Annotated in this window: 27 protein-coding genes; 14 read left to right on the top strand and 13 right to left on the bottom strand. The window is 57.7% G+C overall.

Annotated elements, in window-relative coordinates; all coding sequences use genetic code 11:
• Positions 1 to 195 precede the first annotated feature (195 nt).
• From LKE90_RS01520 to LKE90_RS01485, 8 genes are all read right to left on the bottom strand, one after another.
• Complete coding sequence (locus LKE90_RS01520; protein WP_291491073.1) at positions 196 to 795, bottom strand: methylamine utilization protein MauD; 600 nt, start codon at positions 793 to 795, stop codon at positions 196 to 198.
• A gap of 24 nt (positions 796 to 819) precedes the next feature.
• A complete protein-coding gene (locus tag LKE90_RS01515; protein ID WP_291491072.1) occupies positions 820 to 2,181 on the bottom strand; it encodes an outer membrane beta-barrel protein in 1,362 nt (453 codons plus the stop codon).
• Positions 2,182 to 2,271: 90 nt separating this feature from the next.
• Entirely contained in the window at positions 2,272 to 2,757 is a 486-nt protein-coding gene (locus tag LKE90_RS01510; protein ID WP_291491071.1) for a c-type cytochrome, read from the bottom strand.
• A gap of 40 nt (positions 2,758 to 2,797) precedes the next feature.
• Positions 2,798 to 3,274 carry a c-type cytochrome gene (locus LKE90_RS01505; RefSeq protein WP_291491264.1) on the bottom strand — a complete coding sequence of 159 codons (477 nt, stop codon included), beginning with the start codon at positions 3,272 to 3,274 and terminating at the stop codon, positions 2,798 to 2,800.
• 26 nt (positions 3,275 to 3,300) lie between these two features.
• The gene (mauA, locus tag LKE90_RS01500) at positions 3,301 to 3,870 is read right to left on the bottom strand and encodes a methylamine dehydrogenase (amicyanin) small subunit (RefSeq protein ID WP_291491070.1); all 570 of its coding nucleotides are present in this window, start codon (positions 3,868 to 3,870) and stop codon (positions 3,301 to 3,303) included.
• Positions 3,857 to 4,462, bottom strand: a complete 606-nt coding sequence (locus tag LKE90_RS01495; RefSeq protein WP_291491069.1) for an alkyl hydroperoxide reductase — start codon at positions 4,460 to 4,462, stop codon at positions 3,857 to 3,859. Before LKE90_RS01495 ends, mauA begins: the two co-directional genes overlap by 14 nt.
• A complete protein-coding gene (locus LKE90_RS01490; RefSeq protein ID WP_291491068.1) occupies positions 4,459 to 5,004 on the bottom strand; it encodes a MauE/DoxX family redox-associated membrane protein in 546 nt (181 codons plus the stop codon). The genes LKE90_RS01495 and LKE90_RS01490 overlap by 4 nt, the downstream gene beginning before the upstream one ends.
• Positions 5,001 to 6,230, bottom strand: a complete 1,230-nt coding sequence (locus LKE90_RS01485; RefSeq protein WP_366509516.1) for an amine dehydrogenase large subunit — start codon at positions 6,228 to 6,230, stop codon at positions 5,001 to 5,003. Before LKE90_RS01485 ends, LKE90_RS01490 begins: the two co-directional genes overlap by 4 nt.
• 532 nt (positions 6,231 to 6,762) lie before the next feature.
• On the opposite strand from LKE90_RS01485, the gene hemB reads away from it, so the two are divergent.
• The 8 genes from hemB to LKE90_RS01445 all read left to right on the top strand — a co-directional run bounded on the left by hemB (position 6,763) and on the right by LKE90_RS01445 (position 14,131).
• Positions 6,763 to 7,758: a porphobilinogen synthase gene (hemB, locus tag LKE90_RS01480; RefSeq protein ID WP_291491263.1), complete on the top strand. Its 996-nt coding sequence runs from the start codon at positions 6,763 to 6,765 to the stop codon at positions 7,756 to 7,758.
• 230 nt (positions 7,759 to 7,988) lie between these two features.
• Positions 7,989 to 8,894 (top strand): hypothetical protein, encoded by a 906-nt coding sequence (locus LKE90_RS01475; protein WP_291491066.1) that lies wholly within the window; start codon positions 7,989 to 7,991, stop codon positions 8,892 to 8,894.
• A gap of 125 nt (positions 8,895 to 9,019) precedes the next feature.
• Positions 9,020 to 9,751 carry an arginyltransferase gene (locus tag LKE90_RS01470; RefSeq protein ID WP_291491065.1) on the top strand — a complete coding sequence of 244 codons (732 nt, stop codon included), beginning with the start codon at positions 9,020 to 9,022 and terminating at the stop codon, positions 9,749 to 9,751.
• Between the two features lie 195 nt (positions 9,752 to 9,946).
• Complete coding sequence (locus LKE90_RS01465) at positions 9,947 to 10,627, top strand: winged helix-turn-helix domain-containing protein (RefSeq protein ID WP_291491064.1); 681 nt, start codon at positions 9,947 to 9,949, stop codon at positions 10,625 to 10,627.
• Between the two features lie 128 nt (positions 10,628 to 10,755).
• Positions 10,756 to 12,330, top strand: a complete 1,575-nt coding sequence (locus LKE90_RS01460) for a sensor histidine kinase (protein WP_291491063.1) — start codon at positions 10,756 to 10,758, stop codon at positions 12,328 to 12,330.
• Positions 12,327 to 12,737 carry a hypothetical protein gene (locus LKE90_RS01455; protein WP_291491062.1) on the top strand — a complete coding sequence of 137 codons (411 nt, stop codon included), beginning with the start codon at positions 12,327 to 12,329 and terminating at the stop codon, positions 12,735 to 12,737. The genes LKE90_RS01460 and LKE90_RS01455 overlap by 4 nt, the downstream gene beginning before the upstream one ends.
• On the top strand, positions 12,734 to 13,438 hold the full coding sequence (locus LKE90_RS01450) for an SIMPL domain-containing protein (protein WP_291491061.1): 705 nt from the start codon (positions 12,734 to 12,736) through the stop codon (positions 13,436 to 13,438). The genes LKE90_RS01455 and LKE90_RS01450 overlap by 4 nt, the downstream gene beginning before the upstream one ends.
• A 90-nt stretch (positions 13,439 to 13,528) precedes the next feature.
• Positions 13,529 to 14,131, top strand: a complete 603-nt coding sequence (locus LKE90_RS01445) for a PIN domain-containing protein (protein WP_291491060.1) — start codon at positions 13,529 to 13,531, stop codon at positions 14,129 to 14,131.
• A 56-nt stretch (positions 14,132 to 14,187) separates the two neighbouring features.
• On the opposite strand, the gene LKE90_RS01440 is transcribed toward LKE90_RS01445, so the two are convergent.
• Genes LKE90_RS01440 through LKE90_RS01430 form a run of 3 tightly spaced genes read right to left on the bottom strand, consistent with a single transcriptional unit; the run spans position 14,188 to position 16,499 of the window.
• Entirely contained in the window at positions 14,188 to 14,766 is a 579-nt protein-coding gene (locus tag LKE90_RS01440) for a DJ-1/PfpI family protein (protein ID WP_291491059.1), read from the bottom strand.
• Positions 14,767 to 14,779: 13 nt separating this feature from the next.
• A complete protein-coding gene (gene moaB / locus LKE90_RS01435) occupies positions 14,780 to 15,310 on the bottom strand; it encodes a molybdenum cofactor biosynthesis protein B (RefSeq protein WP_291491058.1) in 531 nt (176 codons plus the stop codon).
• A gap of 58 nt (positions 15,311 to 15,368) precedes the next feature.
• Positions 15,369 to 16,499, bottom strand: a complete 1,131-nt coding sequence (locus LKE90_RS01430; protein WP_291491057.1) for a type III PLP-dependent enzyme — start codon at positions 16,497 to 16,499, stop codon at positions 15,369 to 15,371.
• 432 nt (positions 16,500 to 16,931) lie between these two features.
• Between LKE90_RS01430 and LKE90_RS01425 the strand changes: the two genes are divergently transcribed.
• Positions 16,932 to 17,927, top strand: a complete 996-nt coding sequence (locus tag LKE90_RS01425; protein WP_291491056.1) for a YihY/virulence factor BrkB family protein — start codon at positions 16,932 to 16,934, stop codon at positions 17,925 to 17,927.
• Positions 17,928 to 18,050: 123 nt separating this feature from the next.
• Here the strand turns inward: LKE90_RS01425 and LKE90_RS01420 are convergent, their stop codons facing one another.
• Positions 18,051 to 18,578, bottom strand: coding sequence for a septal ring lytic transglycosylase RlpA family protein (locus LKE90_RS01420; RefSeq protein ID WP_291491054.1), 528 nt, complete (start codon positions 18,576 to 18,578; stop codon positions 18,051 to 18,053).
• 334 nt (positions 18,579 to 18,912) lie between these two features.
• On the opposite strand from LKE90_RS01420, the gene aroQ reads away from it, so the two are divergent.
• The 5 genes from aroQ (at position 18,913) to LKE90_RS01395 (ending at position 23,806) form a co-directional block, all read left to right on the top strand.
• Positions 18,913 to 19,368, top strand: a complete 456-nt coding sequence (aroQ, locus tag LKE90_RS01415) for a type II 3-dehydroquinate dehydratase (RefSeq protein WP_291491053.1) — start codon at positions 18,913 to 18,915, stop codon at positions 19,366 to 19,368.
• Positions 19,365 to 19,826 carry an acetyl-CoA carboxylase biotin carboxyl carrier protein gene (gene accB / locus LKE90_RS01410; protein WP_291491052.1) on the top strand — a complete coding sequence of 154 codons (462 nt, stop codon included), beginning with the start codon at positions 19,365 to 19,367 and terminating at the stop codon, positions 19,824 to 19,826. The genes aroQ and accB overlap by 4 nt, the downstream gene beginning before the upstream one ends.
• Complete coding sequence (gene accC, locus LKE90_RS01405; protein WP_291491051.1) at positions 19,826 to 21,169, top strand: acetyl-CoA carboxylase biotin carboxylase subunit; 1,344 nt, start codon at positions 19,826 to 19,828, stop codon at positions 21,167 to 21,169. Before accB ends, accC begins: the two co-directional genes overlap by 1 nt.
• A gap of 202 nt (positions 21,170 to 21,371) precedes the next feature.
• Positions 21,372 to 22,952, top strand: coding sequence for a bifunctional phosphoribosylaminoimidazolecarboxamide formyltransferase/IMP cyclohydrolase (gene purH, locus LKE90_RS01400; protein WP_291491262.1), 1,581 nt, complete (start codon positions 21,372 to 21,374; stop codon positions 22,950 to 22,952).
• Between the two features lie 125 nt (positions 22,953 to 23,077).
• A complete protein-coding gene (locus tag LKE90_RS01395) occupies positions 23,078 to 23,806 on the top strand; it encodes a hypothetical protein (RefSeq protein WP_291491050.1) in 729 nt (242 codons plus the stop codon).
• A 415-nt stretch (positions 23,807 to 24,221) separates the two neighbouring features.
• On the opposite strand, the gene trmB is transcribed toward LKE90_RS01395, so the two are convergent.
• Positions 24,222 to 24,977: a tRNA (guanine(46)-N(7))-methyltransferase TrmB gene (trmB, locus tag LKE90_RS01390; RefSeq protein ID WP_291491049.1), complete on the bottom strand. Its 756-nt coding sequence runs from the start codon at positions 24,975 to 24,977 to the stop codon at positions 24,222 to 24,224.
• Between the last annotated feature and the right edge of the window lie 4 nt (positions 24,978 to 24,981).

The raw sequence follows: 24,981 nt of genomic DNA, 5'->3' as shown, positions 1-24,981 counted from the left end.
GATCCCGATTGATTGAAAGCAAACGGTTTCCAAAGGCGCGCCTGTGGCGGGGTGCAGGGCAGCGCCCCGTCAATCTCTCCGGCAGGAATTACAGGCGGAAGAGCCTCTGATATGACACGCCCGTTCTTCCAGACGTCCCTTTTCCGAAAATAAGAATTCCGATTGTGGCAGGAATTACTGGCGGAGAGAAACCCGTCAGACGGTCTGAATTTTCTGTTGCTTGCGGTGCGTGATGTAATCCTGCACCGTTGTAAAACCGCTTTCCCAGGCGTTGAGCAGACTTTCCAGATGTTCCCGGCTGTTCACCAGACCACGTGACAGAATGACTCCCTCCGAAGAAAGTAGGAAAGCAGCAGGAAGTTTATCAACCTCAAGCACGCGTCCGATAACGGAATCATTGACAAAATGATCTGCCTTTACACCCGACTGCTGAGCAAAACGCTGCTGAACCTCAGAGGCGTCATCCCCCGCGAAAATCAGATCGACACGCTCCTTCCGGCAGAAATCCTGTGCAATCGGAATGATCTTTCGCGATACGGGACAGGTCGCGGAGACAAACAGCAGTAGCGTCGCCTCCCGACCGTCTGCCGGACTGAACGCGGCTCCATTCAGCAAACGGAATGGCCCCGACGGACAGGTATCGCCCGGCTGCGGGCCTTTCGATCCTGTCAGCGCGCCCGCCGGTGCGACTTCGCGGAAAAGCCGCCTGACCTGACGGGTCAGCCGCCATGTCACAAAAAAGGTCGCCAGCAGAACGACAGTCAGCAGCACATTGCCGCAAACCAGCGCTGTCATCGCCCCCGTTCCAGTCAACATGCCTCAGAACGCCCAGATCGCGTCACAACTGAACCAGAACATGTTGTTGGTGCCGTTATTCGCATAATTGATGGTTGGATCATCCGTTGACGACACGCGGTTGAAAGGCCTTGTTCCACTCAGGGATTTGTCCAGACGCAGCTCCGGACGGATGGTCAGGCTGCCTTTCGGCAGATGCAGAAACTGCGGACGATAAGCCACGCCGACGGTCAGTTCACTATAGGTGGTTCCTGCGGCGTAATCATAAGGATAAGCGCGTCCGCGTAACTGGTTGATGTAAGACATGGAAGACGTGTTATTGCCGACAACGCCGCCATTATTGTCGCGAAAGACTTCGCCACGGGCGTTAAAAGTCAGCCACGGATAGAAATCGTGGGAAAAATAGGCCGTGACTCCGTAAACATCATCTCGAAGATAGTCATCGTGGAAGTAGGTGCCATTAAGCGTGAATGTCGTCCTGTCGTTGATCTTGTAGGACGCGATGATGTCGCCGATATATTCCATCTCATGATTGGCGTCGCGCCCGATGGCATACACGCTCTGCTGTGGCCCGACATAAGCGAGAGCGGAGATATCCAGCTTTCCGTCAAGCAGACCGTTTGACTGGAAACCGAAATAGCCTTTCGGACGGCTGTTGTTTTTCGCACCGCCAAAGCTTGTCGAATTTCCGGCGTTGACGCCGAGAATCCAGTCGAAATGCTCGGCCAGATGGACAGTTGCCGTCACACCGACCACTTCAAACGGCACAATGAAATCCGATGAATAATTGTAGCTGTAGAAAGGCCGTTCCAGTGCGTCCGTCCCCTCCACACCCTGCATACCGTACATCTGTCCGATCTGAAGATCGACACCATCCTTGGTGAACCAGGGAAGATGCGCGTCAATATGCGCCTGTGTCGGCGCAAACTGATACAGGCCCGTTATCGCGCCATCCGCCATACCGATCGTCGGATTGAAACGGGCGTCGGAGCCATACAGGACTTCAAACGTGAAACCGAGCCCATAACCCGCGCCAATTTCCGAAACCGGATGAGACAATGTGCCCGTAATCTGATTGAGCGTCGCCGTGTTGGCGCGATCGACGTAAGACTGCGCCCAGTTGCGCCCCGTATGGGTCCAGGGGTTGCCGTTGACACCAGCCTCGACCACGATGTGACCTTCAAGATCATCAAACCAGCTATGGCTTCCGGGCGGCCTGAGATTCACGTCAACCTTGGCTGCGTCGGCTTTTTCCGCCTCTGTTTCCTCGCTGACCAGAGGGCGTCCCGACTCTTCCGGTGTCAGCCTCTCCTGAGCGAAAGCTGGCAGAGAAACAAGCTGAAGCGCGAAACAAGCGCCTATGGAGAGACGGGGACGAAAAACCATGCGCGGAACACTCCTTGTCTGACATCATACTGGCTGGTCAGCGACTTCCCGGTATCCAGAAGATTACAGAGATGGGCGACCATTTTGTTTTTACAGTTTTTTTGCAGTCTTCTGTGCGCATGCCGCCAGAGAGCGCCCGAGGGTCTGGCCACGCTGCGCCATGAAATCCGGAACGGACAGAGGCTCCCTCCGCCATTGATGGATTTCAGCCGCCGTGTAAGGACGGAATCCCGCTGGCAGGCTGGTTCCCGCCAGTCGGAACATGACGAAATTCATGACATCCGCGAGAGTCTGATCGTCACGGATGAGCGACATCGACACACCCGGCACACGAATCAGATAGGCCCGCCCTTCCTCCGTGCAGGCAAATCCGCCGACAGCGTTGCGCAGGGTGGGCACGAAGCTGCTGCCGGAGACGCCCTCAATACCGTGACAGCCACCGCAATGAGACAGATAGGTCACGCTGGTATGGTCAAGCACCGTGGCGTGCTCCACTGAATCCGCCGCGCGGGAAGCACCCGACAGAAGGAAACCACCCGTCGAGACCAGCATCAGGAGCGGAACGACCCGCAACATGAAGATCGTTCCTGAGACTGAACCGTACTGCCCCGTTTTCTCAGGGAACCGGATGCGCGGCATTCAGCTTGTTTCGCTCTTCAAGAACAGCCATGGGCGTCAGTGACGATGCGCGCTCTTTCTTCACCTCATCAGCGGTGAAGGTCGGTGCGGGCTTTGCGTCGCCGAGAGACGCGACATAGGTCAGGATGGCCGCGATATTCTCGTCACTCTGGGCACCGAAGGACGGCATATAGCCCATATAGGGATTGCCGCCCGCCTTGATCATCCCTGTCAGACCGTTGAGCAGCACGTGCATCACATACGCCTTGCCTTCCGGCGTGGAGGCAATGGCTGCGATCCGTCCCTTGAGCGGCGGAAACTGGCCGACAACGCCCGCGGCGCTGGCCTGATGGCAAAGGCTGCAATTGCCTGTGTAAAGCTGCTGCCCGTCCGCTGCGGCTTGCGCCTGACCGGAGACAGCGACGCCTCCGGCGAGAAAGGCGGCTGCACTCAGGGAAAAGAGAATTTTCTTCATCATCACTACAATCTGCTTCCGGTGTCTTACGATGCCCTGCCGACCACGGCTGCGGTCGAGCAGTTGTACATCTCCGATGTTCCCGTTCCGAAACACCAGATGATGTCGTTATTGGCCATCGGGCGATAGGACGGCTGGTCACCATCCGTATTGAGGCATGTCACCTCGTTACAGGAATCCTGCCCACAGCAGTCACGATAGGCAATCATATAGGAATTGCCATCCTGCGGGTTGTAGCAGCTCCCGATCCATGAAGTCGGGGACGGCGCAGTTCCCGGCGGGCATGTATGGGTGCCGCCACCACAGGAGGTGCAGAGATTGCCGTCGATGGCGCAGTAACGCCAGTAATCGCACGACAGATCATCCTTGGCCTGTGCTTTTGCAGCAAAAGATGACTGAGGCTTGGACTTGTTCGCCTTTGTCGTCGCTGCATCAGCACGGCTGACCGGCAGCAGCATGAAGGCTGGAGCCGCCGCGACCGCGCCGCCAACCCTGGTCAGCACATCGCGGCGTGACGTATGACCGGCGATCCGCCGGAGAACGCTCTCTGTCAGACGATCCAGCATCGAACCCTGTTTCTTTTCAGACGGCAGCATGAGAAATCACTCCTGTCTCCACCCGCCCGACCTTCGGAGCCACCGGAACAGTGTCCAGCAGGTCTTCGATCTGACGACGTGTATTCACAATATCCTTGACCCGGATGACGCCGCGCTCATCAAGCAGCACCAAAGCAGGCAGACGGTTGATCTGAAGGACCAGCCCAAGCTCCACTCCCGTCAGAAGCGGAACGCCCCGCATCTCGGGGCGGCTGGCCACCATATCCTGAAGTTCGGGAACAGGCCCGTCCCCGACGAACAAAAACTCGAAACCTCTGGTCGCAGCCACCTCACGCGCAATGGGAATGACGCGCTTGCAGACCGGACACTCCGGGGCCACGAAGAGAAGCATCTGGTAATAGCCCGGTTGCAGGGCGTCACCGATCATGATCGGCCTGTCTTCCAGCGTATGCAGGACCAGCCTCGGGACAGTCTGTCCGACATCCAGACCCGGACGCGCCTCCTGATCGCCAATCGGCGCTATCCGTTCATGCAGCACGCCAATCTGCCGCGCGAGCGCCAGCAGTGTCACGGCAAGAACCAGCACCAGAATCGTCAGAAAACCCTGCCAGATGAGAAGAGCAACCATCATGCCCGTTCTCCTGCCTCACCGCCGGGAAATCCCTCAGGCAGCGCACGCAGCGCCTGCCAGAGCACCCACAGCGTCACACCGCAGGCAACACCCTCAAACCGGATGCTGACCGAGGAAGCCATTCCGACAACCGCAGGCAGCAGAGCAGGCGCAACGCAAAGCAGAGTCCGCAAAACCAGCGACCATGAAAGCGTCTCGCCTTTCTGCCCCGGCGTGCAGCCACAGGAAAGGTCGGTACGTCCCCGCATGACGTTGATACCCATCGCCACAGCAAAGACCACCAGTAGACCAGCGGCGAGAACGCCGCCGACATCCTGCCCCATCCCGAACAGCAGCATCAGGCCGACAAGCACCTCTGCCGCACCCAGCATCCACGCCGCCGGTTCAAGGGACCATGCGGGCAGGAGGCGGTAGGACGACAGCGTCCCAAGGAAGAGATCATGCTCCCGTAGCTTGGACACGCCAGCGACAAGAAACATGATCCCCACACCTCCGGCGCAGAGGGCTGAAACTCCACCCATCATGAGAGAGGCGGCATTCATCCTTCACCGGGCGCAACCGTGAAGATCAGCGAACCGCCGAGCGCCTTCATCTTGCGGAGCTGCTTGCCGGTTTTCGCATCAAGAATGTAAAAATCGGCGGTATCTTCGTCAGTTGTGAACATCAGCGGATGCTCGTCCTGCGTCACGCCAACCATCGGGCTGGGTGTCGGCAGGGGCAGACGCCGCACGCGCTTGTGCGTCTCGGTATCGAAAACCCAGACTTCCGAACCGGCTTCCTTGTGGCTCCAGAACGGTCCCTTGTGCATCAGCACATACAGTTCGTGGCTACCTTTATGCAGCGCCGACATCTGCCAGCCACCCGGACGCCATGTCACCTCGAAAGGCTTTGACGAATCCGGAGCCGCCTTCATTCCGGCGCCTTCCTGCAAAGACCAGGGCTTGCTTACGACAGAATCAGAACCAAGCCTGGTTTCGTAAACCTTGCCGGTATAGCTGATGAACCACGCTTTACCGTCCTTGGCCGAGGAAGGGCTCTGCTCAAAGATGCCGTCGTGGTCAGGCTCGAAGAACGCCGCGCTGTGCGTCATGGACGGCTTGCCATCAGCGCCGATGCTGACATTGGCCAGCGTGCCGTCAGCGCAGAGCGAGGAGAAACCGCTGTTGCCCCAAGGGTAGATCAACGCACAACCCGGCACATCGACCGTCTGCGTGACCTTGTGGGATGCCGTATCCACTACCTCGACCGCGCTGCCGGGGCTCATCTGATAAACATAGACATGCGAGCCGTCGGCGCTGATGGCGAGGTTATTGCGCTTTGGCGTGACCAGCGCACGGGACGGAAGCTTCTCGTCGGCGACGATCTTCAGTGTGCTGCTTTCATATTCAGCCAGCAGATCATTGCGCTCACCGCGATTACCGCGTTCCCATGTTGTTTCACCAACAAAGAAATGGCTTGCGTCAGGCGACAGAACGACATTGGCGTTGTACGCAGCCTGCACCATTCCCAGCAGACGCCCTTTATCAGCATCGACGATGTAGGCACGGCCGTCCTTGTTGTGCTGATACACCGCGTCCACCACCAGAAGCGTATGGGGCGACCAGGGAGCAAGCGTTGCAATATCGCTTTGTTCCGTCTGGGGAATAGGTTCGTCTGCCCGCGCCGAGGCTGTTGCTGCAAGAAGAGCGACCCCGCCCAGCAGGGAACGGAGCAAAGCAGCGCGACTGCTCTTCGTATTACGCGAATGCGGGAACGTCATGAGACTCATTTCTATCGGTTTCGCAATGATCGAGATATGACGCGACTGTCGCGGTTCCGCAAGATCAATCGTCATTTTCTTCAATTATTTTCCACGAAGAGTAAAAAATACACCAGCTATAGGTTAATCTGTACCTGTCATATAGAAATATCCGATAGCAGTGTCGGTCTGATCATTTTCCGGAGGAAATGACCCTTCCTCGCAAGACATAATAAATCCCTCGCAAATCATCTCATCCATCTCATTTTTAAACCAGAACATTACCATTCAGAGTCATTCACCATACGGACAGGATCTCCATCTACAATCAGTTCCATCAGGCCAACTCTCTCCAGAGGAGATTTTGCAAACCCGTCAGCAGGGCGCATAATCCGGTCGCTGCAAGAAGCTTCTGCCGGGCGGCCCCGTGTCGCTCCGGCCCGCTTCGACCACGCTTCCGTCGAACCCGACAGCCTCTCTGTGCGGGTTGATGGGGATTTTGTGTGTTCATGCCGTGCCTATCGCCCTGATTGCGGTATCCAACGGGACAAGAGGAGTTGTCATGACTGTCGGTCGTTTTCCGCTGACACGCCTGCGCCGCAACAGGCAGGACCGTTTCACCCGCAGACTGGTTGCCGAGAACAGCCTTTCCATTGACGACCTGATCTGGCCGATCTTCGTGATGGAAGGAACAAATTCCGTTACCGACGTCGCCTCCATGCCCGGCGTGCAGCGTGTCACGCTCGACAGGCTCGCGGCGCATGTTGAGACGGCGGCCAGACTGGATATTCCCGCACTGGCCCTGTTTCCGATCACACCTTCCGAAATCCGTGACGAAGCCGGAACCGAGGCGCTCAACCCCGACAATCTGATGTGTCGCGCTGCCCGTCTGCTGAAAAAAGAATTTCCGGACATGGGACTGATCGGCGATGTCGCCCTCGACCCCTACACCAACCACGGACACGACGGCATCATCCGCGATGGTTATGTCGTGAACGATGAATCCGTCGATATTCTGAAGGTTCAGGCGACCAATCAGGCCGCAGCGGGCATCGACGTCATCGCGCCTTCCGACATGATGGATGGTCGCATCGAAGCCATCCGCCGCGATCTGGACGAAAACGGCCTGATCGACACACGGATCATGTCCTACGCCGCCAAATACGCCAGCGCCTTCTACGGCCCGTTCCGTGACGCGCTTGGTTCCGGAGGGCTTCTGAAGGGCGACAAGAAAACCTACCAGATGGACCCGGCGAACTCGGACGAAGCCCTGCGCGAGGTGGAACTGGATATTCTCGAAGGCGCCGACATGGTCATGGTCAAGCCGGGCATGCCCTATCTCGACATCATCCAGCGCGTGAAAGACACTTTCTCCGTGCCGACCTTCGCCTATCAGGTCTCGGGAGAATATGCGATGCTGATGGCGGCCATCCAGAATGGCTGGCTGGATCATGAGCGGGCCGTGATGGAAAGTCTGCTGGCCTTCAAGCGGGCCGGCGCGAACGGCATCCTGACCTATTTCGCCATTGAAGCGGCGCAGCGACTGAAAGCCCAGTAAGCCGGGCACTGTATCGGCAGAGGACATTCCGGCTGCCGATACAGCTACCCTCAAGTGACGAAATCGCAACACTTCAGAAATATAAACGCAATCACAAAACCACAATAACAATAAAATCATATACTTAAAAATATACAATTTATATGATTCTTTTAATCACAATGTAACTTCACTGATACATGTGGCATGCGTCTCATCAACGCTCCAATGCTGTGAAAGCCTTGAAACAGATGATCTGCAAGACCGCCCTTCTCTCCTGCCTGACAACGGCAATACTTACACTTTCGATGGTTGACGCAGCCTGCGCCGCTCCACCGGCAGTCGTCGCCGTCAACAGAGAGGTAGGCCTGTCTGTTACGGGCAATTTTCAGGACTTGACCCGCAATATCGGACGCCATTACAGCCTCAATTCCACTGTATTTCCCGAGGACAATTATCAGTCACAACGCTCCGATCGGGTTCATCAGACAGGCTGGACACCCGGCTTCCGGGCTGATGCACAGTACATGTTTGACACCCGCATCATGAAACATCTTTACGTTGCGACCGCCTTCACTCTGGACGACGGTCAGATAGAATATAATAACAACGTAAACTGGCATGTACAGCCAGCGTCGAGAGCAGCCTATAATGATCATGCACGCTACAAGTTTGGAGAAAACCGATCCGGCATCAATGTGACTGGGGAAATCGGCAAGGGGTTTCTGGTTCTGCATGATCGACTACTCATCATGCCCACCATACAAGGCGGTTACCGTGCTGGCGGACGAGACACTTTTACCGCCTACGGTCAGGGCTATGTCGGACTCGCTCTTCATATCGATTACGCCATCACAAACCGTCTTGTAATCCGCGGTCGGGCGGGCTGGGCACAATTCCTCGATACGCATACTTATTTCAGCGGGAACAATCCTTACGCCCACGACTCCCGTCCCGAGTGGAGTGGCGATATCGGTCTTGATTACCGCATGACAGGCCGTATCCATGTGACAGGTGGCGTGCGTTACACGTACCTCAATTACGGTCGCGCACGACAGTCCCTGTCTAATTCTTTCTGGGACGAAACTGTGTCGAACAACGGCATCAACTGGCGTAACGGCGTTCAGCTCCGCCTCGGCGTGGCCTATCAACTCTGAGAAAAGAATGAGGACATAGCCGGTCTTCAATTGACGGAGGGCGTGGCAGTTCGCCATTATCCGTGACTTGCCCGGATGGAAGCATCCGGAGCAGGAAGCACGATAACGCGGGAGGCTGAAGACTGATGACTTTTTCGTCTCGTCACCCGCAGTTTTTCTATACGACCGCTCCCCAGCCCTGCCCTTACCTGCCGGACCGGATGGAGCGGAAGGTCGTCACCGATCTCTCCGGACCCAACGCGGAATCGCTGCACGACAGGCTGTCACGCGCCGGTTTCCGCCGCAGCCACGCCATCGCTTACGCACCCGTCTGCAATGGGTGCAGCGCCTGCATCCCGATCCGCATTCCCGTTCAGCGATTTACTCCCAACCGGACCCAGAAGCGTAGTTTCAAGGCCAATTCCGACCTACAGGGCTTTCAGGTTCCCGCCAAAGCGACCGCGGAACAGTTCGTTCTGTTCCGTCAGTATCAGCTCGCCCGACATGCGACCGGCGACATGGCCAGTATGAACTTCGCCGATTACCGCTCCATGATTGAAGACACGCCCATCGATACTTTCATGGTGGAATTCCGTTCACCGGAAAATCACCTTATGGCGGTCAGTCTGGTGGACGCCCTGAGCGACGGACTGTCCGCCGTCTACAGTTTCTATGATCCTGCCGACAGCACGCGGTCACTCGGCAGCTTTGCTGTTCTCTGGCTGATCGAATGCGCCAGACGGCGACGTCTGCCCTACGTCTATCTCGGCTACTGGATCGCCCAGAGCCGAAAGATGGCCTACAAGACCAACTTCCGCCCCGCCGAGATTTTGACCCGCGGTAGCTGGCGTGACCTCGACGAGCATGACCTCATCTGAAGCACGTCGATGTGGAGAGCATGAAGGCAAGCTCGCCGTTACATGAATAACACCTCATGTACGACCTCTTTTCCGCAGGAAGCCGGGCATGAGGCGAACAGGGACGCTGTCCGTCACGTGACAGAGGCTGCAACTCTCTCTAGTCTTTCACGTAACGCAGTATGCGATCCGTCGCAGCATCGGAGATCTGGTTTTATGCGCGTACTTCTCGTTGAGGATGATCCGACAGTCCGTGGTTTCGTCGCCAAGGGCCTGAGCGAGACAGGCCACCTCGTCGAGCAGGCAGACAACGGCAAGGACGGCCTGTTCCTTGCCGTCAGTGAAAAATTCGATGTGGTCATCCTTGATCGCATGCTGCCGGGCGGCATCGATGGGCTCCGCATCCTTGAGACGCTCCGCTCGCAGGCCAACGCGACGCCTGTGCTCATTCTTTCCGCTCTGGCTGACGTGGATGACCGCGTTGCGGGCCTCAAGGCTGGTGGAGACGATTATCTGACGAAGCCTTTCGCCTTCTCGGAGCTTCTGGCCCGTGTCGAAGCGCTCGGACGAAGGGGCCGCAACGAGTCAGCGCCCCAGACCAAACTGGAAATCAGTGGCCTTGAAATGGACCTGCTTTCCCGGACAGTGAAGCGCGAAGGACAGAAGATCGATCTCCAGCCACGCGAATTTCGTCTGCTGGAGTTCCTGATGCGCCACGCCGGACAGGTCGTCACCCGCACGATGCTGCTTGAAGGCGTCTGGGACTATCACTTCGACCCACAGACGAATGTGATTGACGTCCACGTATCCCGCCTGCGCCAGAAAGTGGACAAGCCGTTCGAACTGCCGCTGATCCACACAGTGCGGAATGCGGGCTACATGCTTCGGGCTGACTGACCTTTCCAGTTACCCGATGAAAGGAGGGGCAGTTTTCCAGCCTCCTTTCATTGGTTTTCAACAATCGGGATGCTGAGCGTGCGCGATGGCTTCCTTCCATTTTCCTGCCAATCCGTGGCGGCTGACTTATGACATCCACTCCCGCTGAATGTGATGAGCATGATCCCCCCATGCGTCGCCGCGGCTTCCGGTTCCCCCGCCTCTCGCTCAAGACACTGCGTTACCATGTCGGCGGGCTGAGATCGGCCGGCGTCCGCTTTGCCCTCGGCTATGCCGTCCTGTTCTGGGTCTCCGCCGGGCTGTTTCTCTCGGTCATCTGGTGGGGAACCGCCAGCCTCCTGCAACGACAGGTGGAAGCCTCCGTCGCCGCCGACGCCCGCGCCCTTTCCGAACGCTGGACGGACGGCGGGCTTTCGGCGCTGGCGCTGACCATTGAGGACCGGCTGGAAGACAATGTCGATGATGACGCGCTATATCTGCTGGTGGACGCCCACGGGGAGCGTATAGCGGGCAATCTTCCCTCGTGGCCGGAAGCCGTGGCCATGAGCAACGTCTGGTATCAGCTCACCATCAAGCGCGCCGGCATCCGGGGTGTCGCCGAAGTCCAGTCTTTCGATCTTCCCAAGAACTACCGTCTTCTTGTCGGAAGGGATGTCCGGGGACGCTCGACGCTGCGCCACCTGCTCACCGACACCCTGTTCTGGGCGTGGGGCATCATTACCGTCCTGACATTCGTCGGCGCCTTTTTCGTCCGCAGCATGTTCAGGCGCATGATTTCCTCGATTGCGCGCACGACTTCCGCCATCGCCCACGGCGATATGGACCGCCGCGTTCCCCTCTCCGGGCGTGGCGACGAAATTGATGAAGTTGCTGAAGCCATCAATGAGATGCTTGATCGCATCAAGCGCCTGATGGACGGAGTAAAGCAGGTTTCAAACGCGATTGCCCACGATCTGCGCACTCCGATCACGCGGGCCCGCGCCCAGCTTGAATATGCAGCGCTGCACGCCAAGGATGAAAACACCCTGCGTGCCGCCATTGAAGAAGGCGTCAGCGATCTCGACAACATTACAGCCGTGTTCGAAGCTCTTCTGAGAATTGCCCAGATCGAAGCCGGTTCCAGACGGTCTGCTTTCGCAACATTCGATCTCATGCCTGTGCTCAGCGATATTGTGGAACTCTACGAACCTCTGGCGGACGATCAGGGCAGCAGAATTGTGCTGCGCGCGCCGGAACACCTTCAGTTCTACGGCGATCGATCGATGATCCAGCAGGCTGTTTCAAATCTCATTGATAACGCCATCAAATTTTCTCCACAGAATGGCACCATTACCGTTGCTGTCGCCACCGGCTTCAATCCCGCTTCCGCCGACCGGGCGGGCGGGCGCACCATCACGATCGACGTCAACGATCAGGGTCTGGGGATGACGAAAGCCGACATGGAAAGAGCATCCGAGCGCTTCTTCCGGGCCGATGCCGCCCGCAACACACCAGGGTCGGGCCTGGGACTTTCGCTTGTTCAGGCCATTGTCCAGTTGCATGGCGGGATGCTGCAATTTTATCCGCGCAGTCCCGGTCTCTGTGTGAGAATGTATCTGCCGCTTTCTGAAGAAGATGGCAAAAAACAGGGTGCAGATATGACGGAGGTTTCACAGACTTACCATCCGCAAGACAGACCTGATCTGCTAATGTCTCAATCATGATACGAATCATACTGATCATTGCAGCGCCTCTTCTGCTCATTGGACTGTGTGGAGTGGCGGCTGCGCAGACGGAAGAGCAGCCGGTTCGTACGCTCTTCACCAGCAGGCCCCTGAATGAGGGCGAGGCGTCTCATGGCACGGATGTCGCCTCCATGATCCAGACCCCGGAGGCGGATGAAGCGTCGACAACGGAAGTCGGCATGGAAGTCACATCCGACAGCCGGGATTACTGTTCCCGTCTGATGCGCACGATTGACCAATATAACGTGCAGTCACACCCGGAAAATGATGTCACAGCACTCCGGAAAGAGGGCCAGCGCCTGTGCAGTCAGGGCTATGTCCGACTGGGCGTCACGCGGCTGAGAGAAGCCCTCGCCATTCTCAAAGGCAGGAATAGTCGTCAATGATCCAGTCAAAATCATTATATCTTGCAACATGCGGCGTCGCCTTTCTCGGAAGTATCTCCAGTGGAGCGGTTTACGCCGCTGCGCCCGCAGACTCCGATGCGTCAACGCGTCTGAATGTAACGGGGTCCGGATCGGTTGATGCTGCCCCTGATCTGGTGACAGCAACGCTCCTTGTGCAGAATGAAGCGGCGAAAGCCGTTGAAGCGCAGGCAAAAACAAATGACGCCGCGCGCAACGCCGTGACAAGAGCGGAAAAGGTTGTCGGCGTGACCGTTCTGACCGATTCCTACGATGTTTCGGAAAACCGCAAGGACAATAAACCCTCAAGCTGGACGGCCCGACAGACGATCCAGATCAAGGCGAAAGATGCTTCTGCGCTTCTGGACCTGGTCGGCAAGCTTCAGGCGAGCGGACTGCTGCTGGAAGGCGTATCATGGTCCCTGTCTCCCGAACATCAGAAAGAACTGCATCGGCAGGCTGAAAAAAAGGCTGTCGAGGATATGCGCAACCGCTCGAACGACATTGCCGGTGATCTTGGCCTGAAAGTCTCTTCAATCGCCTCGATCTCGGTGGATGAATCACTGATGGTTCGACCGGTCGCCTTCATGGCGCGCGCCGCAATGGCTGCGCCGACCATGCGCTCGGAAGACCAGACGGTGAGCGCCACCATCCGCGCAGAGGTCATTCTGAAACCGAGATAACAAAGAGCCACCATCTCGTGTCAGGTCGGGAATAAAAAATGAGCTGTTAATATTTATCTGACATCACGACCTCAAGGAAAGGAGATCAGGATGTCAGAACTATCCTCAGTCGCGAGGACTTATATTTTTATCGATTATGAAAATATTCAGCCAAAAACACTCCCCTCCTTGAATGATGAAAATATAAATATCCTTGTTTTTGCTGGAAAAACTCAGGATAAAATTGGCTTCAATATCGCAAAATCTTTACAATTGATTGGGAAAAGAGCCCGGTACATCAAAATAAATGCAATCGGAAATAACGCGCTCGATTTTCATATCGTCTATTACATTGGTCTACTTTCTGGTGTGGATAAAACCGCGCGCTTCCATGTCATTTCAAAGGACACTGGCTTTGATCCTCTTATAGCCCATTTGAAGACCACAGGCGTCCAATGCACCCGGTCTGCGAGTTTTCCCGGCTATCATGAACCCGAAGACATTACGGAGAAACTCCCGGAAGACAAAATAATCGCACATTTAGAAAAGATAAGAAAAAATCGGCCCAGCACAGAGGAAAAACTCCGGAACATGATCAGCGCAGTATTTAAAAACGATATCCCTATTCAGAACGTCACTCCACTGATCGAGATTCTGAAAGAGAAAAAGATCATACAGATCGATAAAAATCGGAAAATTCCTTATCTTTCATAAAAAATGGCGGCTCTCATTTCGAGAGCCGCCATGAATCCGTTCCCCTGCATCCGGGATTACGGAGAAACACTTGCTCCCAGAACCTTCAGGAATTGAGCCAGCCATGCCGGATGCGCGGGCCATGCCGGGGCGGTCACAAGCTCTCCATCCGTAATAGCCTCTGTCACAGGAAGATCGACATAGGTGCCGCCGGCCAGTTCCACTTCCGGACGACAGGCAGGGTAGGCGGAAACCTTGCGGCCTTTGACAATTCCGGCCGCCGTCAGAATCTGGATGCCATGACAGATACAGGCCATAGGCCTATCTGCAAATGCCCTTACGATATCAAGCACCCTCTGGTCGAGGCGAAGATATTCCGGCATCCGTCCGCCGGGCACAATCAGACCGAGATAGTCATCGAGAACAACCTTGTCGAAGTCTGCTGTCAGTTCGAAATAATGACCGGGTTTCTCGCTATAGGTCTGGGCGCCTTCAAAATCATGAATGGCTGTAATGACCTTGTCGCCCTTCTTCTTTCCGGGCGATACGACATCGACAGTGTAACCAACCATGGTCAAAGCCTGATACGGCACCATGATTTCGTAATCTTCGACGTAGTCACCAGCAAGCATCAGGAGTTTGATATCATCGGCCATATCATCTTTTCCTTTATCGTTCCTGCAGACGCGGCATAAGTTCCACAAAATTACAGGGCATATGACGACTGTCGAGCTGGAAAACCAGAATATCGTCCCACCCGTCCTTTACTGCTCCAGTCGAACCCGGAAGGGCGAACAGGTAGGTGCCTCTCGCCACCCCTGCCAGCGCCCGGGACTGGATCGTGGAGGTGCCTATTTTCTGATAGGACAGCATCCGGAACAGTTCACCAAAACCTTCGATACGTTTTTCAATCACACGTTCGAACGCTTCAGGCGTGACATCGCGTCCGGTGACGCCGGTGCCGCCATTTGTAATCACAACGTCAATTTCGGGATCAGCGATCCATTCTTCCAGACGCGAGACAATCCTGTCAGCGTCGTCGGGTTCGATCGACCGGGCTGCCAGCACATGTCCGGCGGCCTGAAGACGATCGACAAGACTCTGGCCGGACCCGTCCGTTTCCAGAGTGCGTGTATCCGACACCGTCATCACGGCAATCCGGACAGGCAGGAATGGTTTTGATGTATCAATGCGCGTCATGCGCATAGCATATCTTCAGAGAATGGCGGGGCGTCAACAACCGCCCCGCCATACCTGCTCAGATGTAATGCTCAGCCAGCGGCGCGAAGCCGTTGAAACGGGTCGCGCAGTAGGTCGAGACGTAAGCGCCGGTGCCCAGAAGCTCGACGCGATCACCGGATTCGAGCGCCAGCGGCAGCTCGTAGTGGGTCTTCTCGTACATGATGTCCGCGCCATCGCAGGTCGGGCCAGCGAGAGCCACAGCTCCTGCCTGACCACCATCACGCGGCGTGCGAATCGCGTAGCGGATCGCCTCACCTTCCGTTTCGGCCAGACCACCAAAACGGCCGATGTCGAGATAGACCCAACGGGGACCACCTTCACGTCCACGCTGGCTGACCAGCACGACTTCAGCCGAAACCACACCGGCGGCACCGACAATGAACCGGCCCGGCTCGATCAGCATTTCCGGCAGCGCGTTGCCGAAGTGCTTTTTCATGGCTGTCGAGATCGCCTCACCGAAATCGTCGATGTGCGGCACGTCCTCGCGGTAACGGATGGGGAATCCGCCGCCAAGATTGACCATCCGCAGATCGAGACCAGCCTCGGACAGGTCGGACACCAGAGCCGCGACACGGCTGATCGCCATCTCATAGCTGCCGGTCTCAACCTGCTGGCTTCCCACATGGAAAGACAGGCCGTAAGGGTCGAGACCAAGGTCACGGGCCTTCAGCATCAGTTCGCGGGCGCTTTCGACCGTCGTGCCGAACTTGCGGGACAGCGGCCATTCCGCGCCGTAATTGTCCACCAGAAGACGGCAATACACTTTCGAACCCGGTGCGTGCTGGGCAAGCTTGTTCAGCTCTTCCTCGCAGTCAAAGACGAAAAGACGAACGCCAGCAGCATAGGCCGCCTTGATGGCGCTGACTTTTTTCACGGTATTACCAAAAGAGATATCATCCGCGTCCGCGCCTGCGTTCAGGCACATCTCGATCTCTTCCCACGAAGCGGCGTCGAAGCTGGAACCCAGCGATACCAGACGGCTGAGGATCGCATCGGCCGGATTGGCTTTCACGGCGTAATAGATGCGGGCCAGCGGGAGAGCGACCTGAAGGGCGCGATAACGGTTTTCAACCTCATCGACATCAACGACGAGGCATGGGGTTGCGGGCTTCTTTTCCGCAAGAAATTGAGAGATTTTGGGTGTCATCGCACCTATCCCTTGCTGGCCTGCCAGATAAGGAGCCGTGGCAGGCTGTGTTGCGAAACGGTCTAACGGACCAGCGACCAAGACTGAATCCCGGAGGATCCCAGTTGCCAGAACGCTTGACGTCGTTGCGTAACCTCAGTGGGCCAGTGGCACGTGCGTTGCTGCGTGAGGGGGCATATGGGGTGTTTTATCCCCGAATGCAACAGTTTTTTTGTTACATCGAAAAAGCTGGAAAATGCTCCCCCTCTTCCTTTAAGACAGCCATAACCGTTTTTCACGAAACAGAAATCTTTATAGAAGAATTCTGAGACTCTGGTGGGCTGGCTTCGCCATCCACACTTCATCAATGCGCCCTCCTCAACGCCAAGGCGCACCTGCACCGCACAGACGCTGCAGGATTCACCGAACATAGCTTGAGGCTGACGACATCTGATGAGTTCCTCCCTGTCCAACGCTCCGCCTGAGCCCGAGCTTGAAGCGGCGCCGCTTGCCGGAACACCCGGTCAGACCGATAAAACAGACAGGCCTTACCTCCTTTCCTCCCCTTTCGCCCTGGGCGCGGCTGACTGGAAAGCCGTCTGCAAATCAACGATAACGTCTCTCATCGCGGGTCCGACAACCCTGATCGCCGCAGGATGCGCCTTCTACGGCACTCTGGCGCTGTTCCCCGCCATCAGCACCCTGATCTCGATCTATGGGCTCGCCTTTGACGTCCAGAGCGTCGCCACACAGCTCAATTCCATCAGGCAGTTGCTGCCGCCGTCGGCCTTCTCGATCATTGAGAACAGGATCAACGAACTCGTATCGGTTCCTCACAGTTCGCTGACCATGAATCTGATCATATCCACATCTATCGCGCTGTGGTCAGCCTCTGCGGGTATCAAATCCATTCTCTCGGCCCTGAACATTGCCTACGGCACCACTGAAACAAGAAGCTTCATCGCATTTCAGGCGCTGGCGCTTGGCCTGACACTGTCCGCCATTCTGGAAATCTGCCTTGGTGTGGCGATCATGGTCGCCGTTCCTATCCTGTTTCAGTTGCTGCCGGTGATCCTGCGCATCGACCCTCCGCCCGGCTCCATTGAACTTGGCGTCCGTCTGGCGGGACTTGGGATCATGTCGATCCTGATCATCCTCGCCTACATGCTGCTCTACCGTGTGGGACCAAGCGGCCATCATGCGCAATGGCGATGGGTCATTCCGGGGGCGGTCACCGCGACCTTCATCTGGATTCTCGCAGCTTCAGGCTTTTCCTATTACGTCGCCAATATTGCGAGTTATGGCTCGACCTATGGCCCCCTGGGTGCCGTTGTCGCCATCATGATGTGGTTCTTTGTCAGCGCGTGGGTCGTTCTGCTGGGCGCGGAATTCAATGCCGAACTGGAGGCGCGCGCGCAATCCACCACACGGGAAATCATGAGGGTCTGATCGGAGAACATCTGATCAGAACGCCATAAAAAAAGGCCGGACGCGCACTGAGCGTATCCAGCCTTCCAGTCCAGAGACCGCCGTAAAATCCAGACAGATACGGCTTATAATCAGGTGAAAGACTTACTCGGGAGCCTGCGCCACCTCAAGAGCCTCTTCTTCCGTCAGAGGGCTAACCTCGACATGCGCGACACCTTTGCGCAGCATCCCCAGCTTGGCGGCGGCTTCATGAGACAGATCAATCACGCGCCCTCCCTTGAAAGGGCCACGGTCGTTCACTGTCACAACGATCTGCCGACCAGTCTCCTCGGAGCGGACCAGCAGCTTGCTGCCAAGCGGCGCGGAAGGATGAGCGGCCGTCATCTCGGACGGGTCGAACCGCGTCCCGTTGGCGGTGCCATGATGGGCGAAACGACCGCCATACCAGCTCGCCATGCCATGCTGGATATGGTGGGCCAGCGATGCGGCTCCTGAAGCCCGCTTCGCGAGAGCCTCCCTGACTGACGCCGCCCAGCTTGTGTGAACGGGTGATGCCGAAAGAGCGGAATCATGTGTCTGCGTGGCAGCTTTGGCGTCTGCGACCCCGACTGTCCATGACAGCGCAAGTATCGCAAAAAGCCCGGAGCTTCTTTTTTCACGCAAAAACAGCACGCATTCACCACATCTCTGTTGATACCGCAGCCAGTAAAACCGATTTTTCGGAGAAATTCAACCCTGACAGACAGATCAGGCGGTTGAGTGGTTATAGTCGCAACAATCACAATGTGACACGCACCATCCTTTCAAAAATTTTTACTTCTACAAAACAAGCGCAATTACAGTATGTTATTTCAGTAATTTTCAAGACAAAACCAAGAGCGCTTAATTTACACCAATATTCCGCCATTTATTTTCCATAAAGAAATTACATAGCGAAACATATCCTGCAAAAAATGAACGCCCGACTCTTGGAGTTAAGGAATGGGCGTGCTAACGGCGCGCAGTTATGGAACGTCCCCTCATCTCCGTTCTCAACGGTCCCAACCTGAACATGCTCGGCCTCCGCCAGCCGGAGGTCTACGGCAGAACAACGCTCGACGATGTCGAACAGCTCTGCGCGCAGCACGCGGAAAGACTGGATGTCGGTATCGATTTCCGGCAGACCAACGGTGAAGGCGAGCTGATTTCCTGGGTACAGGAATGTCGGGGGCGGGCGCAGGGCATCATCATCAATCCGGCAGGCTACACACACACGTCCATCGCCCTGCTGGATGCGCTGCTGGCCGTCGATCTGCCTGTGATCGAAGTCCATATCTCCAATATCCATCGTCGTGAGCCATTCAGACATCATTCCTATGTTTCGCGCGCTGCGGTGGGCGTCATCTGCGGTCTGGGTGTGCAGGGCTACGCACTCGCACTTCAGGCAATGACCGACATTCTTTTGAACGAGGAAACACAATGAGCCGACTGCTCGTAGACGCAGATGCCATACGGGCACTCGCCGATATCCTGACGGACACCGGACTGACCGAGATCGAGGTCGCTGAAAAGGACAGCCGCATCCGCGTTGTTCGCGCCGCGGCTCCGGTCGCCGCAGCTCCGGTTCAGGTGGCCGCCCCTGTCGTCCAGACACCGGCTCCCGCCGCCACTCCGGTTGCCGCCGCTCCCGCCGACCTGTCCAAGCATCCGGGCGCGGTCAACAGCCCGATGGTCGGCGTCGCCTATCTCAGCCCCGACCCATCCTCTCCGCCGTTCGTCACGGCAGGTCAGACCGTCACTGCGGGTCAGACCCTGATGCTGATCGAGGCGATGAAGACCTTCAACCAGATCAAGGCGCCCAAGGCCGGCACCGTGACGCAAGTCCTTATCGCTTCCGGCGATCCTGTCGAGTTCGGCCAGCCTCTCGTCATTATTGAATAATGTTTTCCAAAATCCTCATCGCCAATCGCGGCGAAATCGCACTCCGCGTCCTGCGCGCCTGCCGGGAAATGGGCATCCGCACGGTCGCCGTTCACTCGACCGCAGACGCGGAAGCCATGCATGTCCGCCTCGCTGACGAGGCGGTCTGCATCGGACCGCCTGCGGCCCGCGACTCCTACCTGAACGTGGCGGCGATCCTGTCGGCCGCCACGATCACGGGCGCGGAAGCCATCCATCCCGGCTACGGCTTCCTGTCGGAAAACGCCGACTTCGCCGAGACGGTCGAGGCGCACGGACTGGCCTTCATCGGCCCGACCGCCGAGCATATCCGCACCATGGGCGACAAGATCAGCGCCAAGACCACGATGGAGGCGCTGGGCGTTCCTCTGGTTCCCGGCTCCGACGGTGAACTCCTCAATATCGAGGAGGCCTACGAGGTTGCTGACCGTGTCGGCTATCCCGTGCTGATCAAGGCCGCCGCCGGTGGCGGTGGTCGCGGCATGAAAGTGGCCCATACCCGTGAGGAACTGCCCGAGGCGTGGAGCGTCGCGCGCACGGAAGCCCTCGCCGCCTTCGGCAATGACGCGGTCTATCTCGAAAAATATCTCGACAAGCCGCGCCATATCGAATTGCAGATTCTGGGCGACACACACGGCAACGTGGTGCATTTCGGCGAACGTGACTGCTCGCTCCAGCGTCGTCACCAGAAGCTGCTGGAAGAGGCAGGCTCCCCTGCCCTGACAGCGGAGGAACGTGACGCCATCGGCGCGACGGCGACGGAAGCCCTCGCGAAGATGGGCTACCGCAATGCGGGCACGCTGGAATTCCTGTATCAGGACGGACAGTTCTGCTTCATCGAGATGAACACCCGTCTCCAGGTCGAACATCCGGTGACGGAAATGGTCTGTGACGTCGATCTCGTCCGCGAGCAGATCCGCATCGCCGCTGGCGAACCGCTTGGCTACGGCCAGAAGGACATCACCTTCTCGGGCCATGCGATCGAGTGCCGTATCAATGCGGAAGACCCCGACACGTTCATCCCAAGTCCGGGAACCGTGACGGTCTATCATCCGCCCGGCGGACTCGGCGTACGGATCGACAGCGCCGTTTATGCCGGTTACCGCGTCCCCCCCTACTACGACAGCATGATCGCCAAGCTGATCGTCCATGCCCCGACACGCGCCGCCGCCATCGCCCGCATGAGCCGGGCGCTGGATGAACTGGTGGTCGAAGGCGTCAGCACAGTCGTTCCCCTGCATCGCCGTATCCTTGCGGATCCGGAATTCCAGAAGGGCGAATACACCATCCACTGGCTGGAAAACTTCACAGCCCGCGGAAAATGAACAACCGAGGCGCAGCATTGCAGAAGCAGGCTGCGCCTTTGTTCTGATCAGCAGACCGGGAAAATCAGCCTGTTTTCCGTCCGGATCATTCCCGGACTTTTTGCCGTTACGGTTGCTTCATCGCAACCATTTGACTAAGCACGCCGCCAACGACGCCAGACCGCCGTTTTTGATGGACTCCTTCGCGAAAGACCCGACTTCGATGAGCCAGACCAGCCTGTTGCCTGTAAAGCGCGCCCTTCTCTCAGTCTCCGACAAGACGGGACTGATCGAGCTGGGTCGCGCCCTTGCCGCTCAGGGCGCAGAACTCCTGTCCACCGGTGGCTCAGCGAAGGCCCTGCGTGACGCTGGACTGCCGGTCGTCGAAGTTTCCGACCATACCGGTTTTCCCGAGATTCTCGACGGTCGCGTCAAGACGCTGGTTCCGCAGATTCACGGCGGCATCCTCGGTCGTCGTGACCTCCCGACTCATGTCGCCCAGATGAAAGAGCACAAGATCGCGCCGATCGATCTGGTCGCCGTCAATCTCTATCCGTTTGAGGCAACCGTCGCGTCCGGCGCAGCCACAGACGACTGCATCGAGAATATCGACATCGGCGGCCCTGCCCTGATCCGCGCCGCCGCCAAGAACCACGGCCACGTCGCCGTGCTGACCAGCCCCGATCAGTATGGCGCCATCATCGAAGCGCTTCAGGCGGGTGGCACCACTCTGGAAGCCCGCCGTGCTCTGGCTGGCGCGGCCTATGCCCGCACCTCAGCCTACGACTCCGCCATCGCCACATGGTTCGCACAGGAGCGCGGCGAGACTTTTCCGGAGCGTCTCACCGTCTCAGGCATGCGTCAGGAAGTCCTGCGCTACGGCGAGAACCCGCATCAGCAGGCGGCTTTCTACACGGATGGCACCAACCGTCCGGGCGTCGCTACGGCGCGTCAGGTGCAGGGCAAGTCCCTGTCCTACAACAACCTGAATGACACCGACGCCGCCTTCGAAGCAGTCGCCGAGTTCAGGGAACCGGCTGTGGTCATCGTCAAGCACGCCAATCCGTGTGGCGTGGCGACAGCCGCCAGCCTCAGCGCCGCATGGGACAGCGCCCTGCGTTGCGATCCGGTGTCGGCTTTCGGTGGCATCGTGGCCCTGAACGGCACGCTGGACGAAGAAACAGCCCAGAAGATCGCCTCCATTTTCACGGAAGTCATTGTCGCGCCTGACGCGACCGAAGCGGCGCAGGCTGTTCTGGCCAGCAAGAAGAACCTCCGCCTGCTACTGACCGGCGCCCTGCCCAACCCCACCGAAGGCGGCGTGATCGTCCGTTCCGTTGCCGGTGGTTTCCTAGCCCAGACACGCGACAACGGCCGGATCGAGGAAAGCGCCCTGAAGGTCGTCACGAAGCGTGCGCCGACCGCCGAGGAGATGCGTGACCTCATCTTCGCCTTCCGCGTCGCCAAGCACGTCAAATCGAACGCCATTGTCTACGCCAAGGATGGCGCGACCGTTGGCGTGGGTGCGGGCCAGATGAGCCGGGTGGATTCCGCCCGTATTGCTGTCAGCAAAAGCCTTGAAGCCGCGAAAGCCCTCGGCCAGTTCGAACCGCTGACCCGTGGCAGCGTGGCCGCGTCAGACGCCTTCTTCCCGTTCGCCGACGGGCTGGAGACCATTGTCGCCGCCGGTGCTACCGCCGTGATCCAGCCGGGTGGCTCCATCCGTGATGATGAAGTCATCGCAGCCGCCGACAAGGCCGGAATCGCCATGGTGCTGACCGGTATGCGTCATTTCAGGCACTGATCCGCATACGGAAAGGCTTGTCCGGATACGTCACTCGTGGCGATATCCGGGCTACCTTGTGTTTTGCGCTTTTCCGGCTGGTTCGCTCTCTGGCAGCAAACAGCCAGTGAACGATTGGACCAGCCATGCGCCACCTGTTTTGTCTTGCTGTCATCGCCGTCGGTTCCGCCGTAGCGCTCAGCGCTTCTCCCGTTCTGGCAGCCTCATCATCAGCCGGAAATGGACCTGTTTCCGTCTATGACCTGTCAGTGCTCCCCGCCTTCAGCGGGACGGTGTCACAGTATATCCCCTCGGCTGGCGGCGGTGTGACCGGTCTGCTGCTTTCTGACGGCACGCAGGTCATTGTTTCGCAGGACCTGTCCTGGGATCTCCCGAAAATCGTCAAGCCGGGCGATAAGCTGACCGGCACCGGCCTGAAGGGTAAGACCCTTCCCATCATTCATGCCTTTTCGCTCAGTGGGCCGCGCGGCAGCCGGGCAGAAGATGTCGGCATCGCCATGCCTCAGCATTCTCCTGAAATGGTTGCTGGCGCCGACATCGTTGTGCATGGCGAGATTTCCTATCCGCTTTACAATATTCAGGGCGTGCTGGTCGGAGCCATTCTGAAGGATCACACGGTCATCCGGGTTCCGACCCGTGACGCCTCAAAGATTGCGGCATGGCTGAAGCCGGGCGCCATGCTGTATGCAGCCGGGCCGGGCGCCACCGGTGTTTATGGAACAGCCATCAACGTGCATCAGATCGGGCCGGACGCACAGCAACTGCTTTCCGTGACGGCGGACGATCTGCCGCCACCGGGGCCACCGCCGGGCTCAGCGGGCTATGATGTGATCAAGTCCGCTGAAACGCACTGACAGGCATATACGACGTGGGTGGCCAGGTTTTGCGCCACTCCACGACAGAGACAACGCTGTTCATCTGGTATTTGGAAGCTGGTCGAGCTTCTAACGCTGGAAGAGCTGTAATGGCAGCCCAGATTGACTGTTCCGACAAACAACGTGTGGAACAGTCCGACCATTGTCATGAGATCAATAATTTCCGGGCGTCTATTGGCAAAAACCGCCAATTGTTATTTCGACAAACGCCAAGATATTGCGTGAGTGAGTCACTTCCCCATCTCTGGACCTGTGATAGTCATCAAAAGAAGTTTTTGGTGAAGCTTTTTCCAAAAAGCTTCATAGAACGCCGCCCCTCTGAAAAGAGGACGGCATCCACCACTTTCACTGCTTCAGACTGTGCCAGCGTAACCTCGAAAGCCCTTCCGGGACGCTACTTCCGCACAAACGTCCAGTACATCGGCTGACGTCCGGCCCGGATCGCCTTCGCCTCATAGCGCGTCGGAGGCCAGCCTTCCGGACGCTCAAGCGCAGGAGGAGCCGTTTCGAAGAAATCCTGCTTGCCCATGACCTCTTCGACCCACGCCTGATAGGTCGGATCATCACTTGCCACGCGCCAGATGGCGCCCGGCTTCAGCGCACGGGCCACAAACGGCAGATTGCCGGGATGAACGAAGCGACGCTTGGCATGACGCTTTTTCGGCCAAGGGTCCGGAAACATCAGAAACATGCGATCGAGCGAGGCTTCCGGCAGATTCTGGAGCAACAGACGCGCATCATCGTTCCACAGACGCAGAAGCGGCGGCAGGGGAGAAGTTGCTTCCTCACGTGACGGAAACAGTGGCGCGAGAAGCGAGCAGAGGCCGTTCTCAAACACTTCCGAGGCGATGTAGCCAACGGAAGGATGCATCTCGATCTGGGAGAGAACATGCTCTCCCCCACCAAAACCGACTTCCAGCCAGACCTGTTCGGGTCGGGTGTTGAAAGCCGCTTTCGGATCAGAGGCCTTGTCTTCCGGAAACCGTATCCGGGGCAGCGCCTCGTCCATCAGGCGCTGCTGGCGGTCACGCAGCGGATGGCCGCGCTGACGCCCGTAGAGACGCTGAGCCGGTGGCTTCAGAGCGGAAGCGCTTTTCTCCTCACTCTCATGCGGAGCAACCGCGCCACCTTTCTCTTCCACCGTGCTCATAAGC

Source organism: Acetobacter sp., from assembly GCF_022483985.1.
GTDB lineage: Bacteria > Pseudomonadota > Alphaproteobacteria > Acetobacterales > Acetobacteraceae > Acetobacter.
The sequence above is the reverse complement of the archived record's forward strand: the minus strand, read 5'-3'. Positions and strand labels throughout refer to the sequence as shown.

Excerpts from the sequence above, each read along its gene's own strand:
- LKE90_RS01520 (WP_291491073.1), bottom strand. The coding sequence starts at position 795 with ATGACAGCGCTGGTTTGCGGCAATGTGCTGCTGACTGTCGTTCTGCTG.
- LKE90_RS01515 (WP_291491072.1), bottom strand. The coding sequence starts at position 2,181 with ATGGTTTTTCGTCCCCGTCTCTCCATAGGCGCTTGTTTCGCGCTTCAG.
- LKE90_RS01510 (WP_291491071.1), bottom strand. The coding sequence starts at position 2,757 with ATGTTGCGGGTCGTTCCGCTCCTGATGCTGGTCTCGACGGGTGGTTTC.
- LKE90_RS01505 (WP_291491264.1), bottom strand. The coding sequence starts at position 3,274 with ATGAAGAAAATTCTCTTTTCCCTGAGTGCAGCCGCCTTTCTCGCCGGA.
- mauA (WP_291491070.1), bottom strand. The coding sequence starts at position 3,870 with ATGCTGCCGTCTGAAAAGAAACAGGGTTCGATGCTGGATCGTCTGACA.
- LKE90_RS01495 (WP_291491069.1), bottom strand. The coding sequence starts at position 4,462 with ATGATGGTTGCTCTTCTCATCTGGCAGGGTTTTCTGACGATTCTGGTG.
- LKE90_RS01490 (WP_291491068.1), bottom strand. The coding sequence starts at position 5,004 with ATGAATGCCGCCTCTCTCATGATGGGTGGAGTTTCAGCCCTCTGCGCC.
- LKE90_RS01485 (WP_366509516.1), bottom strand. The coding sequence starts at position 6,230 with ATGAGTCTCATGACGTTCCCGCATTCGCGTAATACGAAGAGCAGTCGC.
- hemB (WP_291491263.1), top strand. The coding sequence starts at position 6,763 with ATGACTGTCGGTCGTTTTCCGCTGACACGCCTGCGCCGCAACAGGCAG.
- LKE90_RS01475 (WP_291491066.1), top strand. The coding sequence starts at position 7,989 with ATGATCTGCAAGACCGCCCTTCTCTCCTGCCTGACAACGGCAATACTT.
- LKE90_RS01470 (WP_291491065.1), top strand. The coding sequence starts at position 9,020 with ATGACTTTTTCGTCTCGTCACCCGCAGTTTTTCTATACGACCGCTCCC.
- LKE90_RS01465 (WP_291491064.1), top strand. The coding sequence starts at position 9,947 with ATGCGCGTACTTCTCGTTGAGGATGATCCGACAGTCCGTGGTTTCGTC.
- LKE90_RS01460 (WP_291491063.1), top strand. The coding sequence starts at position 10,756 with ATGACATCCACTCCCGCTGAATGTGATGAGCATGATCCCCCCATGCGT.
- LKE90_RS01455 (WP_291491062.1), top strand. The coding sequence starts at position 12,327 with ATGATACGAATCATACTGATCATTGCAGCGCCTCTTCTGCTCATTGGA.
- LKE90_RS01450 (WP_291491061.1), top strand. The coding sequence starts at position 12,734 with ATGATCCAGTCAAAATCATTATATCTTGCAACATGCGGCGTCGCCTTT.
- LKE90_RS01445 (WP_291491060.1), top strand. The coding sequence starts at position 13,529 with ATGTCAGAACTATCCTCAGTCGCGAGGACTTATATTTTTATCGATTAT.
- LKE90_RS01440 (WP_291491059.1), bottom strand. The coding sequence starts at position 14,766 with ATGGCCGATGATATCAAACTCCTGATGCTTGCTGGTGACTACGTCGAA.
- moaB (WP_291491058.1), bottom strand. The coding sequence starts at position 15,310 with ATGACGCGCATTGATACATCAAAACCATTCCTGCCTGTCCGGATTGCC.
- LKE90_RS01430 (WP_291491057.1), bottom strand. The coding sequence starts at position 16,499 with ATGACACCCAAAATCTCTCAATTTCTTGCGGAAAAGAAGCCCGCAACC.
- LKE90_RS01425 (WP_291491056.1), top strand. The coding sequence starts at position 16,932 with ATGAGTTCCTCCCTGTCCAACGCTCCGCCTGAGCCCGAGCTTGAAGCG.
- aroQ (WP_291491053.1), top strand. The coding sequence starts at position 18,913 with ATGGAACGTCCCCTCATCTCCGTTCTCAACGGTCCCAACCTGAACATG.
- accB (WP_291491052.1), top strand. The coding sequence starts at position 19,365 with ATGAGCCGACTGCTCGTAGACGCAGATGCCATACGGGCACTCGCCGAT.
- accC (WP_291491051.1), top strand. The coding sequence starts at position 19,826 with ATGTTTTCCAAAATCCTCATCGCCAATCGCGGCGAAATCGCACTCCGC.
- purH (WP_291491262.1), top strand. The coding sequence starts at position 21,372 with ATGAGCCAGACCAGCCTGTTGCCTGTAAAGCGCGCCCTTCTCTCAGTC.
- LKE90_RS01395 (WP_291491050.1), top strand. The coding sequence starts at position 23,078 with ATGCGCCACCTGTTTTGTCTTGCTGTCATCGCCGTCGGTTCCGCCGTA.
- trmB (WP_291491049.1), bottom strand. The coding sequence starts at position 24,977 with ATGAGCACGGTGGAAGAGAAAGGTGGCGCGGTTGCTCCGCATGAGAGT.